This window comes from Sphingorhabdus sp. (assembly GCF_029865925.1).
Classification (GTDB): Bacteria; Pseudomonadota; Alphaproteobacteria; order Sphingomonadales; family Sphingomonadaceae; genus Sphingorhabdus_B.
Genome location: NZ_JARXAI010000103.1, coordinates 1 through 15,819, shown reverse-complemented (window position 1 = coordinate 15,819; position 15,819 = coordinate 1). Strand labels below are relative to the sequence as shown.

Annotated in this window: 18 protein-coding genes and 1 tRNA gene; 15 read left to right on the top strand and 4 right to left on the bottom strand. The window is 57.3% G+C overall.

The genetic code is table 11. The features are described from left to right. From QE270_RS10720 to QE270_RS10705, 4 genes are all read left to right on the top strand, one after another. Positions 1–904, top strand: a 904-nt coding sequence (locus QE270_RS10720; protein WP_300039273.1) for a phosphotransferase family protein, incomplete at its 5' end; no start/stop codon positions are given. Between the two features lie 41 nt (positions 905–945). Continuing rightward, positions 946–1,707 (top strand): SDR family oxidoreductase, encoded by a 762-nt coding sequence (locus tag QE270_RS10715; RefSeq protein ID WP_300039270.1) that lies wholly within the window; start codon positions 946–948, stop codon positions 1,705–1,707. Next, complete coding sequence (locus QE270_RS10710; protein WP_300039267.1) at positions 1,704–2,501, top strand: SDR family oxidoreductase; 798 nt, start codon at positions 1,704–1,706, stop codon at positions 2,499–2,501. Before QE270_RS10715 ends, QE270_RS10710 begins: the two co-directional genes overlap by 4 nt. Next, the gene (locus tag QE270_RS10705) at positions 2,498–3,688 is read left to right on the top strand and encodes a serine hydrolase domain-containing protein (RefSeq protein ID WP_300039264.1); all 1,191 of its coding nucleotides are present in this window, start codon (positions 2,498–2,500) and stop codon (positions 3,686–3,688) included. Before QE270_RS10710 ends, QE270_RS10705 begins: the two co-directional genes overlap by 4 nt. Positions 3,689–3,707: 19 nt before the next feature. Here the strand turns inward: QE270_RS10705 and QE270_RS10700 are convergent, their stop codons facing one another. From QE270_RS10700 to ispG, 3 genes are read right to left on the bottom strand one after another with little or no spacing between them, the layout of a single operon-like run. Beyond that, a complete protein-coding gene (locus QE270_RS10700; protein WP_300039261.1) occupies positions 3,708–4,610 on the bottom strand; it encodes a DMT family transporter in 903 nt (300 codons plus the stop codon). A 2-nt stretch (positions 4,611–4,612) separates the two neighbouring features. Continuing rightward, positions 4,613–5,098 (bottom strand): GNAT family N-acetyltransferase, encoded by a 486-nt coding sequence (locus QE270_RS10695; protein ID WP_300039258.1) that lies wholly within the window; start codon positions 5,096–5,098, stop codon positions 4,613–4,615. Further along, complete coding sequence (ispG, locus tag QE270_RS10690) at positions 5,095–6,234, bottom strand: flavodoxin-dependent (E)-4-hydroxy-3-methylbut-2-enyl-diphosphate synthase (protein WP_300039255.1); 1,140 nt, start codon at positions 6,232–6,234, stop codon at positions 5,095–5,097. Before ispG ends, QE270_RS10695 begins: the two co-directional genes overlap by 4 nt. Before the next feature lie 176 nt (positions 6,235–6,410). On the opposite strand from ispG, the gene QE270_RS10685 reads away from it, so the two are divergent. The 5 genes from QE270_RS10685 to QE270_RS10665 all read left to right on the top strand — a co-directional run bounded on the left by QE270_RS10685 (position 6,411) and on the right by QE270_RS10665 (position 9,107). After that, the gene (locus QE270_RS10685) at positions 6,411–6,959 is read left to right on the top strand and encodes a phosphatase PAP2 family protein (protein ID WP_300039252.1); all 549 of its coding nucleotides are present in this window, start codon (positions 6,411–6,413) and stop codon (positions 6,957–6,959) included. Positions 6,960–7,084: 125 nt separating this feature from the next. After that, positions 7,085–7,921: a S1/P1 nuclease gene (locus tag QE270_RS10680; protein WP_300039249.1), complete on the top strand. Its 837-nt coding sequence runs from the start codon at positions 7,085–7,087 to the stop codon at positions 7,919–7,921. A gap of 372 nt (positions 7,922–8,293) precedes the next feature. Further along, positions 8,294–8,716, top strand: a complete 423-nt coding sequence (locus QE270_RS10675) for a hypothetical protein (RefSeq protein ID WP_300039247.1) — start codon at positions 8,294–8,296, stop codon at positions 8,714–8,716. Beyond that, a complete protein-coding gene (locus QE270_RS10670; RefSeq protein ID WP_300039244.1) occupies positions 8,682–8,981 on the top strand; it encodes a winged helix DNA-binding protein in 300 nt (99 codons plus the stop codon). The genes QE270_RS10675 and QE270_RS10670 overlap by 35 nt, the downstream gene beginning before the upstream one ends. A 50-nt stretch (positions 8,982–9,031) precedes the next feature. Beyond that, a tRNA-Val gene (locus QE270_RS10665) sits at positions 9,032–9,107 on the top strand. A gap of 239 nt (positions 9,108–9,346) precedes the next feature. Here the strand turns inward: QE270_RS10665 and QE270_RS10660 are convergent. Continuing rightward, the gene (locus QE270_RS10660; RefSeq protein ID WP_300039242.1) at positions 9,347–9,940 is read right to left on the bottom strand and encodes a TlpA disulfide reductase family protein; all 594 of its coding nucleotides are present in this window, start codon (positions 9,938–9,940) and stop codon (positions 9,347–9,349) included. On the opposite strand from QE270_RS10660, the gene argH reads away from it, so the two are divergent. From argH to QE270_RS10630, 6 genes are all read left to right on the top strand, one after another. Next, a complete protein-coding gene (argH, locus tag QE270_RS10655) occupies positions 9,939–11,327 on the top strand; it encodes an argininosuccinate lyase (RefSeq protein ID WP_300039239.1) in 1,389 nt (462 codons plus the stop codon). The two genes, QE270_RS10660 and argH, sit on opposite strands and share 2 nt — an antisense overlap. Further along, positions 11,324–11,629 (top strand): hypothetical protein, encoded by a 306-nt coding sequence (locus QE270_RS10650; protein WP_300039236.1) that lies wholly within the window; start codon positions 11,324–11,326, stop codon positions 11,627–11,629. The genes argH and QE270_RS10650 overlap by 4 nt, the downstream gene beginning before the upstream one ends. A gap of 10 nt (positions 11,630–11,639) precedes the next feature. Next, positions 11,640–12,902, top strand: coding sequence for a diaminopimelate decarboxylase (gene lysA / locus QE270_RS10645; RefSeq protein ID WP_300039233.1), 1,263 nt, complete (start codon positions 11,640–11,642; stop codon positions 12,900–12,902). Positions 12,903–12,912: 10 nt separating this feature from the next. After that, positions 12,913–13,692, top strand: coding sequence for an NAD(P)-dependent oxidoreductase (locus tag QE270_RS10640; RefSeq protein WP_300039230.1), 780 nt, complete (start codon positions 12,913–12,915; stop codon positions 13,690–13,692). Positions 13,693–13,730: 38 nt separating this feature from the next. Beyond that, positions 13,731–14,534: a pyrroline-5-carboxylate reductase gene (gene proC, locus QE270_RS10635; RefSeq protein ID WP_300039226.1), complete on the top strand. Its 804-nt coding sequence runs from the start codon at positions 13,731–13,733 to the stop codon at positions 14,532–14,534. After that, a partial coding sequence (locus tag QE270_RS10630) for an amidase (RefSeq protein ID WP_300039223.1) occupies positions 14,531–15,819 on the top strand: 1,289 nt, incomplete at its 3' end. The genes proC and QE270_RS10630, both read left to right, overlap by 4 nt.

Genomic DNA, 15,819 nt, shown 5'->3' with positions numbered 1-15,819 from the left:
TCGGTTAAACGCCAAAAGCGGTTCTTATGTGCTGCGTCGCAAGCCATTTGGCGTCCTGTTGCCCAGCGCACATGCCGTTGACCGCGAATATAAGGTGATTGCGGGCTTGTACCCAACGGGCTTTCCGGTCGCAAAGCCCTTTGGCCTATGCACCGACGACGGTGTCGCTGGGTCGATGTTCTATATCATGGATATGGTTGAAGGCCGGACGATCTGGGACGGTTCCATGCCGGATTCAAACCCTGCGGAGCGCCGTGCGACGTACGAGGCGATGATCGATACATTGGCGGCGCTGCACAATGTTGATGTCGAAGCCGCTGGCCTGTCCGATTTTGGCAAGCCGGGTAACTATTTCGGGCGGCAGGTCGAACGCTGGACAAAGCAGTATAGGCTCGCCGAAACCGAAACGATGCCTGAAATAGAACGCCTCATTGAATGGCTGCCCAAAACCTTGCCCGAACAGACCCGCACCAGCGTTGTCCATGGCGACTATCGCATTGATAATATGATCTTCGATGCGAAAGAGGCAAAGGTCGTGGCGGTGCTTGACTGGGAATTGTCGACCTTGGGCGACCCGCTGGCAGATTTCACCTATGTCGCGATGGCGTGGGTGACGCAGAATGAAGGCCGCTCGGGTGTTATGGACTTGGATCGCGCCGCGTTGGGCATTCCCGAGCTCGACCAGATGGTTGAACGCTATTGTGCCGCTACGAACCGTGACGGCGTGCCCGACATGAACTGGTATTTTGCGTATAATTTCTTCCGGCTCGCCGGGATTATCCAAGGTATCAAAAAACGTGTCATCGACGGCACCGCAAGTTCGTCACATGCACAAGCCATGGCCGAGCGCGTATTCCCACTGGCCGAATCTGCATGGAAGTTCGCGGAAAAGGCTGGGGCGTAATTGATAATCCTCCCCGGACGCGGCGAGGAAAAGGAGAGAGAATGTCTTTATTCGATATGACCGGCAAGGTTGCCATCATCACAGGTTCATCGCGCGGCATTGGTCAGGCGATTGCCGAAGAAATGGCAGATCATGGCGCAAAAGTTGTGATTTCTAGCCGTACTATCGACGATTGCGCGGCCGTTGCCGCTGGTATCAATGCCAAGCATTCAGGCGCGGCGCTTGCCGTTGCCTCAAGCCTGTCGTCAAAGGAAAGCTTGCAAAACCTCGTCGATGAAGCGCGCAAGGCCTTTGGCAAAGTCGATGTTTTGGTCTGCAACGCCGCATCCAACCCGCATTATGGCCCGATGGCGACGATAACTGACGAGCAACTGCGCAAGACATTGGATAACAATATCGTATCGCAGCATTGGTTGATCCAGATGGTCGTGCCCGAAATGATAGAGCGCAAATCAGGATCCATTGTCATCGTATCGTCGATTGCTGGCTTGCGCGGAACGCCGATCTTGGGTGCATATGGGATCACCAAGGCGGCAGATATTCAGATGACCAAGAATCTCGCGCGCGAATATGGCCCGCATAATGTGCGTATCAATTCGATCGCGCCCGGGCTGGTAAAAACCGATTTTGCGCGAGGCTTGTGGGAGAATCCCGAAAATTTGAAGGCATCAACCTCTGGCGCGGCACTTGGCCGTATTGGCGAGCCCCGCGAAATTGCGGGTGCTGCGGTGTATCTGGCGTCCGACGCCTCAAGCTTTATGACCGGACAGACAATTGTGATTGATGGAGGCGTTGTCGTATGAGCGGAGCATTAGAGGGAAAAGTCGCCATCATCACTGGCGCTGGCTCAGGCATTGGCCGCGCGTCCGCCATCCGCTTTGCGGCCGAGGGCGCTAAAGTTGTTTTGGGCGACATGGCGGCATCGGTGCATGACACCGCGGCGATGATCGGCGATGCCGCGACTGCCGTGCAAATGGACGCAGGCGATGAAGCCGATGTGGCGGCGCTGGTTGCCAAGACAATCGCGCAGCACGGCCATCTCGACATCGCCTTTGCCAACGCTGGCATTTCGGGCGGCATGGAAGGCATTTTCGACAACACCGTTGAAAACTTCACCAGCGTCTTGCGCGTCAACCTGATTGGCCCGTGGCTGATGGTGAAGCACGCGGGCAAGGTCATGGCCGACGCGGGCAATGGCGGATCGATTATCCTGACGGCAAGCGTCGCTGGTATCCGTTCCGGTGCTGGCGGCCCGCCTTATTCGGCATCAAAGGCGGGCGTCATCAATCTGGCGCAAGTCAGCGCGCAACAATTGTCAGGGACCAATGTCCGCTGCAACGCGATTTGCCCAGGCCTGACCGAAACCGGTATGACCAAGCCGACATTCGACTACGCCCGCGAAAAGGGCGTGACCGAGAAGATTGGCCGCCTGAACCCCTTGCGCCGCGGCGCGCAGCCAGAGGAACTTGCCAATGTTGCATTGTTCCTGGCCAGCGACCAAGCTTCTTATGTCAACGGCCAAGCAATTGCCGTGGACGGCGGGCTTTCAAGCTCGCACCCTGTAACCCGTCAATTGACAGGACAAACCGCCGTATGAGCGCCGAAGACCTAGGTTTCGTTTCAGACCGCCTCGCCCGAATTCCTGCGTTCATTCAGGCCAATTATCTCGATAATGGCAAATTGCCATTCGCGTCGGTGTTGGTCGGCCGTGGCGATGATATCGCGCTGCAGTGGAGCTCTGGCGTCGCTGAAGATGCCATCTTCCGTATTGCGTCGATGACCAAACCGATTACCTCAGTCGCGTTCATGCAGTTGGTGGAACAGGGTTTGGTTGCGCTCACGGATCCGGTCACCAAATATATCCCTGAATTTGCGCAATTGGGCGTTTTTGTGGGCGGCGGCGGCAATGTGCCGTTTATGACGCGCGCGCCAAAGACACAAATGCGGGTGATTGATCTGCTTCGGCACACCGCTGGTTTCACCTATAGTTTTCAGGAACAGGGCAATATCGACGCGGCCTATCGCAAGACCGATGTCGAAAGCTGGACCAAAAACACCTCGCAGAGCGTGATTGATACGCTGGCGCAAATCCCATTGGAGTTTGACCCCGGCACGCAGTGGAATTATTCGGTTGCGACCGACATACTCGGCATCTTAGTGGAACGCATCAGCGGGCTTTCGTTGCCCGAATATTTCCAGACGCATATCTTCACGCCCTTGGGCATGACGGACACTTTCTTTCAGGTGCCATCCGACAAAGCAGCCCGCATCCCCGAAGGCTTTGCCTTTGACCCCGAAACAAAAATGAAGCTGATCGACAAGGCAGGCGCCGACAGCATGTGGACCAAGGGCTGGTCATTCAATTCTGGCGGCGGCGGTCTGGCATCGAGCGTAGCCGATTATTATCGCTTCTGCCGAATGATGCTCAATGGCGGCGCGTTAGATGGCGCGCAGATCCTCAGCCCAAAGACGGTCGAGCTGATGACCGCAAACCATATTCCCGGCGGGCAGGACCTGACGCAAATGTCGAAATCACTATTCAGTGAGGCCGAAATGGCAGGCATCGGTTTTGGCCTTGGCTTTGCCACCACCATCGACAGCGCGGCGACATTGACGCCTTGCTCCACGGACGATTTCTATTGGGGAGGCATGTATTCGACCGCCTTCTTCGTCGATCCGGTCGAGGATATCATCATGATTTTCATGACGCAGTTATTGCCATCAACCACCTACCCGGTGCGCCGCGAGATCAAGACAATGATTTATTCGGCGCTGGCGGCGTAGCCGTTGGGTCCGCGTGCGGCTAAACCGCCGCAATCTCCACCTGGTTCACCGACTCTGGCTTGGCCCGCGCAGCAATCAGGCTGCCGCTGACGATCAACACTGTCCCCAATAACACTGGCATGGTGACCGGTTCGGCAAAGAACAGCCAACCGAACAACGCCGCCCAAACAAAGGCGGTATATTCAACGGGTATCAAGATCTGCGCCTCCGCCCGCGCATAGGCCCAGCTTAAAAGCAACAGCGAGATAATCGACAATATCGCTGCGCCACCGATCAAGGGCGCATGAGCCGCACCAATGGGCTGCAAAAACCACGGTGCTGCAAAGCTGAGTGTCGCGGCGACGAAAAGATTTTGAAAAAATGCGATTTCAATTGGCCCTGCGACCTGCGCCTGCTTGCGCGCGAGGATCAGGTTATAGGCAAACACAACCGCCGAAAACAAAACTGCCGCAGCGCCCCACAGATGCCCATTGGTATACTGTCCGCTCAACCGGCCAGCCATGATGATAACCACCCCGCCAAGCCCCGCCAGCGACGCCCAGATGGCTTCACGGCCAATTGTTTCCCCCAATATCACTGCGGCCAAATAGAGTGCGATGACCGGCGCAATGAAGCTAAGCCCGATGGCTTCAGCGAACGGCAATTTCGTCAGCGACCAGAAAAAGCTGATCGACATGACCGACGCGACCATGCCGCGCCACAGATGTATTTTCAAGATGTGCGCTGGCGGCCATTCCTGCCGCGTACCGATGAACAACAGCCCCATGAACAACGCACCAAGGCAGTTGCGCCACATCACGGCATTATAGGTACCAAGCGACAAAGCGAGGTCCTTCATCGCCACATCCATTAACGAAAATGTACCGATGCCCGCGGCAGCCACCATGAACGGGATGAACGGACGCGGGTGGAGTTCAGCCATGTCTAAAGGCTGTGTGCGGCAAGGTTATTTAGCGCGCTACCATCGACGCGGTAGACCGTCCATTCGTCCATGGGCGTTGCCCCCAGCACCTTATAAAAATCAATCGCTGGCGTGTTCCAATCAAGCACCGACCATTCCAGCCGCGCACAATCGCGCTCGACCGCAAGGCCTGCAAGCGTGCCAAGCAAGGCCTTGCCAAGCCCCGATCCACGGGCATCCGGCCGGACGAACAAATCCTCCAGATAAATGCCCGGCCGTCCTTCGAAGGTCGAAAAATTATGGAAGAACAAGGCGAAGCCCTGCGGCACGCCATCAATCTCGCCAATCAGCACCTCAGCATAAGGGCGTGGCCCGAACAGCTTTTGTGCCATCACCGCCTCGTCAAAACGCACCGCATGCGCCAGCTTTTCATATTCCGCCAAGTCGCGAATGAACTGCCCAATAAGCGATATATCGGCCGGCGTTGCAGCCCGTATCGAGAGGCTCAAGCCGCTTTTCCGTGTAACGTGTCCATGCTCACGCTTGCGCCAGCGTCGATTTCTGCAGCTTTCGCCTCGACCAAGCGCACGATATGGCTGACCATGTCGTCATCCTCAACATGATGGTCGGTAACGCCGGAGAGATAGACCATGTGCTTGCCATTGCCGCCGCCCGTTATGCCAATGTCGGTCTCGCGCGCTTCGCCGGGGCCGTTGACAACGCAGCCGAGGACCGAGAGCGACATGGGCGTTTTGATATGGCCAAGTGCATCCTCAAGCTTCTGCACCGTGCGTATAACATCAAAACCTTGGCGTGCGCAGCTAGGGCAGCTGACCACACGGACGCCGCGGGTGCGCAGGCCCAAGGCTTTCAAGATTTCATAGCCAACGCGCACTTCTTCTTCGGGTTCAGCCGACAGGCTCACGCGGATCGTATCGCCGATGCCCGCCCACAATAAATTGCCCATGCCGATGGAGGATTTTACGGTTCCGCCAATAAGCCCGCCCGCCTCGGTAATTCCAAGATGGATGGGGCAGTCAACAGCATCAGCAAGGCCCATATAGGCCGCAACCGCCAAGAAAACGTCCGACGCCTTCACCGCAACCTTATATTCGTGGAAATCATGATCCTGAAGCAGCCTGATATGGTCCAGCGCGCTTTCAATCAGCGCCTCGGGGCATGGCTCGCCATATTTTTCGAGCAAGTCTTTTTCCAAGCTGCCGGCGTTTACGCCGATACGGATCGCGCAACCATTTGCCTTGGCGGCGTTCACGACCTCTTTCACACGCGCCGACGATCCGATATTACCTGGGTTGATCCTCAGGCAAGCGGCACCCGCGTCCGCCGCCTCAAGCGCGCGTTTATAATGGAAATGGATGTCCGCGACGATGGGCACATTGGCCGCACGGACAATCTGTTTCAGCGCGGCTGTGCTCTCAACATCGGGGCAAGATACGCGGATGATATCAACGCCAGCATCTTCGCAGCGGCGGATTTGGTCAATGGTCGCACCTGCGTCACTGGTCAGCGTGTTGGTCATCGTTTGCACCGATATCGGGGCATTGCCGCCAACGGGGACTTTACCGACCATGATCTGGCGGGACTGACGGCGCACGATATCGCGCCAGGGGCGTATAGAAGACATAATCGCATTATAGGCGGCTTGGCATTTTCCCGCAATCATCAACCTGAACTTGCTGCAATATGGTTTGCGTGATCATATTGTCCGGCTGCATTGGCATAGCCTTAATATCTTATAGGCTGTTGCTCTCCCCGCGCCCATAGCTCCAGCGGGGCGCTATAAAACACTAAGGACATTATATGAAAAAGCACATCAACCGCGTTTCTCTAGCGCTTTTATTGGTAGCAGCGCCAATGCAGGCGCAGGCCAAAAATGAAAAGGCATGGGCCACGGCAAGCGATGTTGGCGTTGCCGGGTTAAGCCTTGCTGCGCTTGGTCTGCCGATCGCCGAAGGCGACACACAAGGAGCGTTTCAGGCGGCGGGATCGCTTGGTGCCGCGGCCTTGATCACAACGGGATTGAAATACACCTTCCCCGAATTGCGCCCCGATGGCAGCGACCGGAAGAGTTTCCCCTCCGGCCATACCAGCGCTGCCTTTGCCGCCGCCGCAACATTGTATAGCCGCCAAGGCGCAGACATCGGCGTGCCGGCTATGCTTGCCGCGAGCTTCGTTGGCTTGGCCCGCGTGCAAGCGGACAAGCATCACTGGTATGATGTTGTAATTGGCGCCGGCATCGGGTCGGCGTCGGGCTTCCTGATCACCTGCAAGCGCAGTCAGCGCGAAGCATTTGTTCTGCCATGGGGTAACAGCACAAGCGCTGGGGTCAGCGTTGCGATGCGTTTTTGAAGCTCTGGTGCGCAGCCGGCAATCCGGCGCGCGGGCTGTGTCCCTGTCAGACCTTGAATAAGCGCAATGCATCGATAGTGCACACGCCGATATATTTCCTGTAAAAACCCGCTTAAGGCGGAGGGATGAAACGCTTCCTCATTTCGATAGTCCTCTTGTTCGCGCCGCTCGCGCCTGCCCAATCTTATTGGGAATATGGCCATCAAACCGTCGCACAGATTGCGCAGGCAAATATGTCACCCATGGCGCGGGCAAATATGCGGCGCCTTCTGCGCGCGGCGCCGATGTTGGGCACGCCCGCATGCGCTATGCGCAATATCGCGGACGTCAGCGTCTGGGCGGATTGCATCAAGGGCGACCGTGTGCGCTGGGGCTATACCAACAGCTGGCATTACCAGAATGTCGACATCTGCAAGCCGTTCGACCTAAAAAGCGCCTGCGCCGACGGCAATTGCGTTTCGGCGCAGATTGACCGCAACTTTGCCCTTCTATCGAATAAGGCCTTGCCCACACATGTCCGGTTGGAGGCGCTGGCGTTTCTTGTGCATTTTGTCGGCGACATTCATCAGCCATTACATGCCGGTGACCATGCGGACCGCGGCGGCAATGACCTGAAAACCACTTATGGCGTCATGCCTGGCTATAATCTGCATTCGGTTTGGGATGGGCTGTTGGCTGATCGCGCACTGTCAGCGGCACCAGCCATCGTCCGGACATTTGCGCCCGCGGGAAAAGCGGCTGTAGACCAAGGCAATGCGCAGGGCTGGAGCGAAGAAAATTGGGCGATATCCAAAAACATCGCCTATCCGCGCGCCGTCGATGGTGACCCTTGTGGTGCAAAGCCAGCGGCGCCCGTTGTCATCGACGAAGCTGACGTAACGGCCTCACGCGCAGCGTTGCGGCAGCAGGTTGAACGCGGCGGCATTCGTCTAGCGCGGTTGTTGGAACAAGCTTTGCGGTAAGGCACTGGAATGCCCGCGCTACTTCTATCCGCGCGTTATGCGATAGCATGACAAAAAGGGGCCTGTTCAGGCGTACCTTGCACAATAGGTTACCCCATTAGGTAACGTTAGCAAGCGGTCAGTCCGCCAAACTTTTTCATCCGTTCCGGGGCGGGATTGCGTCATAATGGACGTGTCGCGATGATCGCTGGCGGCTCGTTGGAACGCGATGCTGACCTGGCAAGACTCGCAACGCTCTCAAGCTGCCCCCTTGTCATGGATAATTCGCAAGCTGCCGATTTTCTATTGGTCGATCTTCGCTCCAAAATGGAAGTGCTCGAAGCTAGCGTTACGCGAATTAACCATTATATTTAACTGCATAACGGCGTTTCAATGATTTGGTCCACTATGGATGCGGTGGAAGAGATTTATGCGGCATTTCCGCCCGGCCAATATCATGTTATGGTCGATTTATTCGATGTCGAGGCAATGCCTATCTTGGCAGGAGCGTTTGGGCGGGAAAGCATCGCACGACTGCGAGACAAAGATCGAGAAGTGGAATTTGCATCGCTGCACCGCATCAGTGATGAGCTGGCCGAATTTGCCAGAACTCTCGCGCGCCTAGCTGAATCAGAACAAAAAGATAAAGTGTCCGAAAAGCCTGTGTCTTTCCGTCCAGCGCCGCGTGATGGTTTTCAGAATTTTGCTGACAGCAGCCCGTTCACGGATGATATGGCCGAGCAGCCTAATCTGCGTGAAATAATTAAGCTGCGCCGGTTGCGTGGCAGTTTTTTTTCAGCCCGACCTGTTTGCTGACCCGGCATGGGACATCCTACTTGATCTCAAAGCAGCAGCGCAGGAGGGGCAGCAGGTATCTGTATCCAGCCTGTGTATCGCGGCTGCAGTGCCGCCAACAACGGCCTTGCGATGGATTACCGCCATGGCCGAAATCGGCATGCTCGAGCGGCGTCAGGACCCGGCGGATGCCCGTCGCGTATTCATTGAGCTTTCTGGCGAAACTTCCGCAAAACTCGACGATTATTTTGCCGCGCTCGCCACACGTTCGGCGCCAATGATCTAATTAGGCTTGCCAAAGGCATCAAGCTTTGGCAAAGGCCCTCTTCCCGAGAGGGGCGCTTAGCTCAGTTGGTAGAGCATCTCGTTTACACCGAGAGGGTCAGCGGTTCGAGCCCGTTAGCGCCCACCATTCCCGAACATGACTTTATATGTGCTAAGTATCCCGTGAAGGGCTTTCGGTTCATCCCACAAAGAGCTTTCTCAAGAACGGCCTTTTGATGCCTGGAAGTACTGTAAACTTAAGCGTACTTGCCCCATTTGGCGCGCGTGGGAAATGATCCAGCCGAAACCGCCGACAGCAGGGACCCGAATCATCGTCACTTCCAAGTCCGGTCGCTGACAGAAGCGGGATATTGATGTAAAAATGGATCAGTCTGCCTCGCGGAGCAGCTTGGCCTTTTCAGCTTCACTCCACTCCACAGCGCCAACAATCCGCCAGACTTCGTAGCCTTCACTGTCATATAATATGGTCGTAGGCAGCGCTATAACATTGTTGAAGGCAGCTAAGATTGCATTATCGGCGTCGGTATAGGGTACGAGGTTTTTCACCCCAGTTTCGTTGAAAAACGCGATGACGGGCGTGAGGCCTTCATGGTCTTGCGAGACCACAACGACGTTCATCCGGTTCTGTTCAAGCTTTGCCACCGCATCCAAGCTTGGCATTTCGGCTTTACACGGCGGACACCAGGTCGCCCAAACATTCAGCAGCAATGGCTTGCCGGCAAAGTCCGCCAACGTTACTGCTTGCCCGTCAGCGTCAGCGAAGGGTGCAGTTGGCGCCTTTTGGCCCACATTCTTGTAGCTCAGCGTGGCGCGACTGCCATTCGCGCTTTCCAATGCGATGTCGCCTTGGACGCGCGTGCCAGAATTTGCACCCGATGCGGGTTGCGCTTGCCCCTCCGCTTGGCTTTCTTTATCGCATCCAGTCAACACCAGAAGGATTAGGGCAATTACAAAGCGCATGTCGAATTCCAATAGCATGTGGGGCGGCCGGTTTGGCGATGGCCCCGGGGTCATCATGCGCGAGATAAATGCCTCAATCCCATTCGACAAGCGTCTTTGGCAGGAAGATATTGCGGGCAGTAAAGCCCATGCCGATATGCTGGCAGCGGCGGGCATCATTTCGAGCGCCGACAATGCCGCGATTCAGCAGGGTTTGGACGCGATCTATGCGGAATATCAAGCCAATGGCGTGCCCGAAGATCTGGCGCTTGAAGACATCCATATGTTGACCGAAACGCGGCTGCACGATTTGGTTGGCGAGCCTGCTGCACGCTTGCACACCGCGCGGTCACGCAACGACCAAGTGGCAACCGATTTCCGGCTGTGGGTTCGTAACGCGACACAGCAAATCGATGCTGGCTTGCGCGCCCTTCAATCTGCGCTTGTTGCCCGCGCCGAAGAACATACCGAAAGCATCATGCCGGGCTTTACGCATTTACAAGTGGCGCAGCCCGTTACGCTCGGCCACCATTTGATGGCGTATTACGAAATGGCCAAGCGCGACCGCAGCCGCTTTGCCGATTGCCGCGGTCGCCTGAACCTCTCCCCTTTGGGGGCGGCTGCATTGGCTGGCACATCTTTCCCGATTGATCGCACCGCAACTGCGGCTGCGCTTGGCTTTGACGGGCCGATGGGCAATAGCATTGATGCGGTATCCGACCGCGATTTCGCGCTTGAGTTTCTAACAGCCGCGGCACAGACCGCTTTGCATTTGTCACGTCTGGCCGAAGAAATGATCTTATGGGCGTCGCAGCCTTTCGGCTTCATTACCTTACCCGATGCGTGGTCAACGGGCAGCTCCATCATGCCGCAAAAGCGCAACCCAGATGCCGCCGAATTGGTGCGCGGGCATTCAGGGCGCATCATTGGCTGCATGAACAGCCTTATGATCACCATGAAGGGTCTGCCATTGGCCTATTCAAAGGATATGCAGGACGACAAGCCGCCAGTATTTGAAGCTTATGACCTGCTGGCTTTATCCATTGCCGCAATGACCGGCATGGTCGCCAATGTGACATTCAACACCTCCCGCATGCGCGAAGTCGCCGCCACCGGATTTTCAACCGCTACCGACTTGGCCGACTGGCTGGTCCGCGCATTTGCCATGCCCTTCCGTGAGGCGCATCATGTCACCGGCAGCGTTGTGAAGGCGTGCGAAGCGCGTGGCATTGGCCTATCGGACATTGCGGCTGATGACCTTGCGGCCATCAACCCAATGCTTGCCGGTTGCATATTGCCTGACCTGTCGATTGACGGCTCTGTTGCCAGCCGGACAAGCGCTGGCGGCACAGCGCCAGTGCGCGTGAGAGAAGCCATCGCTGCTGCACACAAGGAGCTAAAGGCATGAAGTTGCAACCTGTCCTGCTGATTATCGCAATAGCAATGGCGGCTACTGCCTGCGGTAAGGTCGGCGACCTTGAACCCCGCACGGGCAACAGCTTGCCACCCAAGGCCTATGGCCAGATGACAGCGCAAACGGCAGCGATTTTGTTGACAGCATCGGTGCAAGCACGCCCTGGTCGCACGGACGAATTGCTAAAACGTTCCGACCGCCGCGAGGACGACCCCTTTGACGTCCCACCGGGGGAGGAACCCATAGCGTTCAACCCCGAACAACCGACGCAATCCGCAAAACCCAATCCAAAATAAGTCATAAACCATGAACCATTTTAATCTCATCAATGGCGTGCTGCACGCCGAAGATGTCGCGCTATCTGATATTGCGGATGCAGTTGGCACGCCGGTCTATGTCTATTCACGGGCGACATTTGAACGCCATGCGCAGGTCTTCCGCGACGCATTGTCGGGACTTGATAACCCGCATATTGCCTTTGCCGTCAAATCGAACCCCAACCTTGCGGTGCTGAAGGTTCTCGCGCGGCAGGGTTACGGCGCCGATGTTGTGTCGGGCGGCGAAATGGACCGCGCGCTTGCCGCCGGGATGGCAGCAGAGGATATCGTGTTCTCAGGTGTTGGCAAAACGGCGGAGGAAATCACCCGCGCGATGAAGGTAGGCATTGGCCAGTTCAACATCGAATCGGAAGAAGAAGGCCGCGAGCTTGCAGATATCGCCACTTCCTTGGACCTTACCGCACATGCCGTGTTGCGCATTAACCCAGATGTCGACGCAGGGACGCATGGCAAGATTTCTACCGGCAAGGCCGACAATAAATTCGGCGTTGGTATTCACCGCGCAGCCGAAATTTACGCCCGGTTGAGCGCGCTGCCAAACTTGCATATGCGCGGGTTGGCGCTGCACATTGGCAGCCAGTTGACCAGCTTGGAACCGCTTGAGACGGCATTTACGAAAGTCGGCGCGCTGGTGCAGTTATTGCGCAGTCAGGGGCATGAAGTTACCCATGTGGACTTGGGTGGTGGCCTTGGCGTGCGCTATCGTGACGGCGACAATCCGCCAGAGCCAGCCGATTATGGCGCTATGGTCGCTCGCGTGACCAAGGATTGGGGCGTCCGCCTGATGTTCGAACCCGGCCGCGTTATCGCGGGCAATGCCGGCATATTGTTGACGCGCGTCATCCGCGTGAAGCCCGGCGCGGGCAACGCCCCGTTCGTGATCGTCGATGCGGCCATGAATGATCTGGCGCGCCCGGCGCTTTACGACGCGTGGCATGATTTTGAAGCAGTTGCGCCCAACGGCGAAAAGATGATGGCCAATATCGTTGGTCCTGTGTGCGAAACTGGCGACACCTTTGCCATGGGGCGTGAGATTGACCCGGTTGCAGCCAATGACCTTGCCATTTTCCGAACCGCTGGCGCTTATGGTGCGACGATGGCGAGCACTTACAACAGCCGTGGGCTTGTTCCCGAAGTCTTGGTCGATGGTGACAAATTCGCAGTCGTCGCAGAACGGATTTCGCCTGAGACGATTTTAGCTGCGGAACATGTGCCCGACTGGCTGAAATAGGAAAATCGCGTTGGACCAGCTGCCGATATTTGTGAACCTGAAAGGCCGGAACGTCATTCTGGTTGGTGAAGGTGAAATGGCGGACGCCAAACAGCGCTTGATTGAGCGCGCTGGCGGCATCTGCGTCAATGCTGATGACATGGACGCGCGCATTGCTTTTGTCGCCATCGCGGACGAAGACGCGGCGCGGGCGTCTGCCGATGCGTTGAAGGCGCGCGGGTTACTCGTCAACGTCGTCGACCGCCCCGAAATCTGCGATTTCACTACGCCTGCCATTGTTGACCGCACGCCCGTTCTGGTTGCGGTGGGTACGGGCGGGGCGTCGGCGGGCATGGCAAAGGCCATTCGCCAGCGGATTGAGACATTGCTGCCCGAAACCTTAGGGCCTCTGGCCAATGCGATTGCCGGCGCGCGCGTCGCAATCCGCGTGCGCTGGCCCGAGGGTCCCCAGCGCCGCCGCGCATTGGACCAAGGCTTTACCGCGGGCGGCCTGTTGGATCCGTTCGGAAACCACACGGCCAACACGGTCGCACACTGGCTTGACGTGGCGCAAGAGCCCAAGGGCGACCGTATCATTGAAATCGCCTTGCTGTCGGATAGCCCCGACGATCTGACGTTGCGTACCGCGCGGTTGTTGGGTGAGGCCGACCATGTTTTCCATGACGCAGATGTACCAACAGCGATCCTTAATCGTGCACGCGCAGATGCCGTGCGCCATGCAGGTGCGCCGCCCGTACCAGCGCCAGAGGGCCTGTCGCTGTTCCTGCGGTTGCCGTTAGCGCATGGATAGGGCATGACGTTCGCCTAAACAGTCGCAAGGTTTTCATTTTGTCCGTTTTCCCCTCTCAAATCTGTTTCTACGGCTGCGGCAACATGGGCGGCGCGATGCTGCGTGGCTGGCTTGCCGCCGGTGTGGCGCCAGATGCTTTCCATATTGTTGACCCTGTCGCCGAAAACCTGCCCACAGGCGTCACGCTATCACGGTCGGCACAGGACGTTGGGGGGCAATTCGATATCGTGGTGCTTGGAATCAAGCCGCAGCTTTTGCCATCGCTTGCACCGGACATTGCGGCATTGCTTGCCCCCGGGGCATTGGTCATTTCGATACTGGCTGGCACAACGTCACACACGCTGGGCAACGCCTTTCCCGACGCGCGGATCGTTCGGCTTATGCCTAATTTAGCGGCGGCCATCGGCAAATCGCCGCTTGCACTCTTTGCGCCAGATGTAACGGAACGCGCGAATATCGCACATTGGCTCGCGCCTTTGGGCTCGGTCATCTGGATTGAGGATGAGGGGCAAATGGACGCTGTCACGGCGCTGGCCGGATCAGGGCCGGCCTTTGTCTACCGCTTCATTGACGCGTTGACGAAGGGTGGCGAAGCGGCGGGTTTACCGCACGATATTGCCGCGCAATTGGCGCTGTCTATGACGGAGGGCGCAGCGATGCTTGCCGCGTCATCGCCGCAAACGCCAGATGCATTGGCGGCACGCGTTGCCAGCCCCGGCGGGACCACAGCCGCTGGCCTAGCCGTGCTTGATGCAGAGGCCGCTTTGGAAGCATTGATGACGCAGACGCTGGGCGCCGCACGCGACCGTGGAACAGAATTGGCAAAGGGAGACGTCACATGAAAATGAAAATCGCGCTCGCCTTCACCTGTGCTTTAGCTCAGCCAGCCGCGGTATGGGCAGCAATTCCGCCTTCAACTGCACAAGCGGCCGCCAACCTTACCAAAGCGGGATCCATTGAAAATTTCGATCTCTCCCAGCTTGCTGACGGCATTGAGGGCGGCACGCTAAACAGCGAAGCTATCACCGCGGCATATCTTGCGCGGATTGCTGCAGTGGACGATAGCGGACCAACGCTGAATGCGGTCATTGCTACCTTTCCCGACGCACTTGACCAAGCACGCGCGATGGATGCGGAATTACGCGCCGGTACATATCGCGGGCCGATGCACGGCATTCCCATTCTGGTGAAGGACAATGTCGAGGTTGCTGGCCCCATTGCCACCACCGCTGGATCGCTTGCACTTGCAGGTAATATCACCAACCGTGACGCGCCGCTCATCGCCCGTTTGCGTGCGGCGGGTGCCGTGATCTTGGGCAAAACCAACTTGAGTGAATGGGCCAATATCCGGTCGAACAATTCAACCAGCGGCTGGAGCGCGGTCGGCGGCTTGACCAAAAACCCGCATGCGCTTGACCGCAACAGCTGCGGCTCATCAAGCGGCAGCGGATCCGCAGCAGCGGCAGCCCTTGCCGCCGGAACCATTGGCACCGAAACCGACGGCTCCATCACCTGCCCTGCGGGTGTAAACGGCGTTGTTGGGTTTAAACCAACCGTTGGCCTTGTCTCACGTCGTTATGTTGTGCCCATCAGCCACAGTCAGGACACCGCCGGACCCATTACCCGCTCTGTGCGTGATGCGGCGATTATGCTGACCGCGATGGCCGGTAGCGACCCGCAGGACGCGGCGACAGTGGATGCCGACCGCTGGCGCGGCAATTACACCGCTGGCTTGTCCGTCGATGCTTTGAAGGGCATGCGTGTTGGTGTGATCCGCGCGCCCACTGCCGACGCGGTGCTATTCGACGCCGCGATTGCCAAGTTGAAGGACGGCGGCGCAGAGATTGTTGTTCTCGACACCAGCAAGATTGACCGGCAAAAAATCGGACAGGGCGAATTTAAGGTTTTGCTCGCTGAGCTTAAGGCAGACCTTGCCTCCTATTTACAAGGCCTACCTGAGGGCCTTGTCCCGCACAAAACATTGGCCGACGTGATCGCGTTCAACACCGCCCATGCCGACAAGGAACTGCAATATTTTGGACAGGACACGTTCGAGACGGCAGATAAGGAAAAAGGCCTTGATGACCCAGCCTATCTGCAGGCGTTAGCAACGTCACGCGGGCTTGC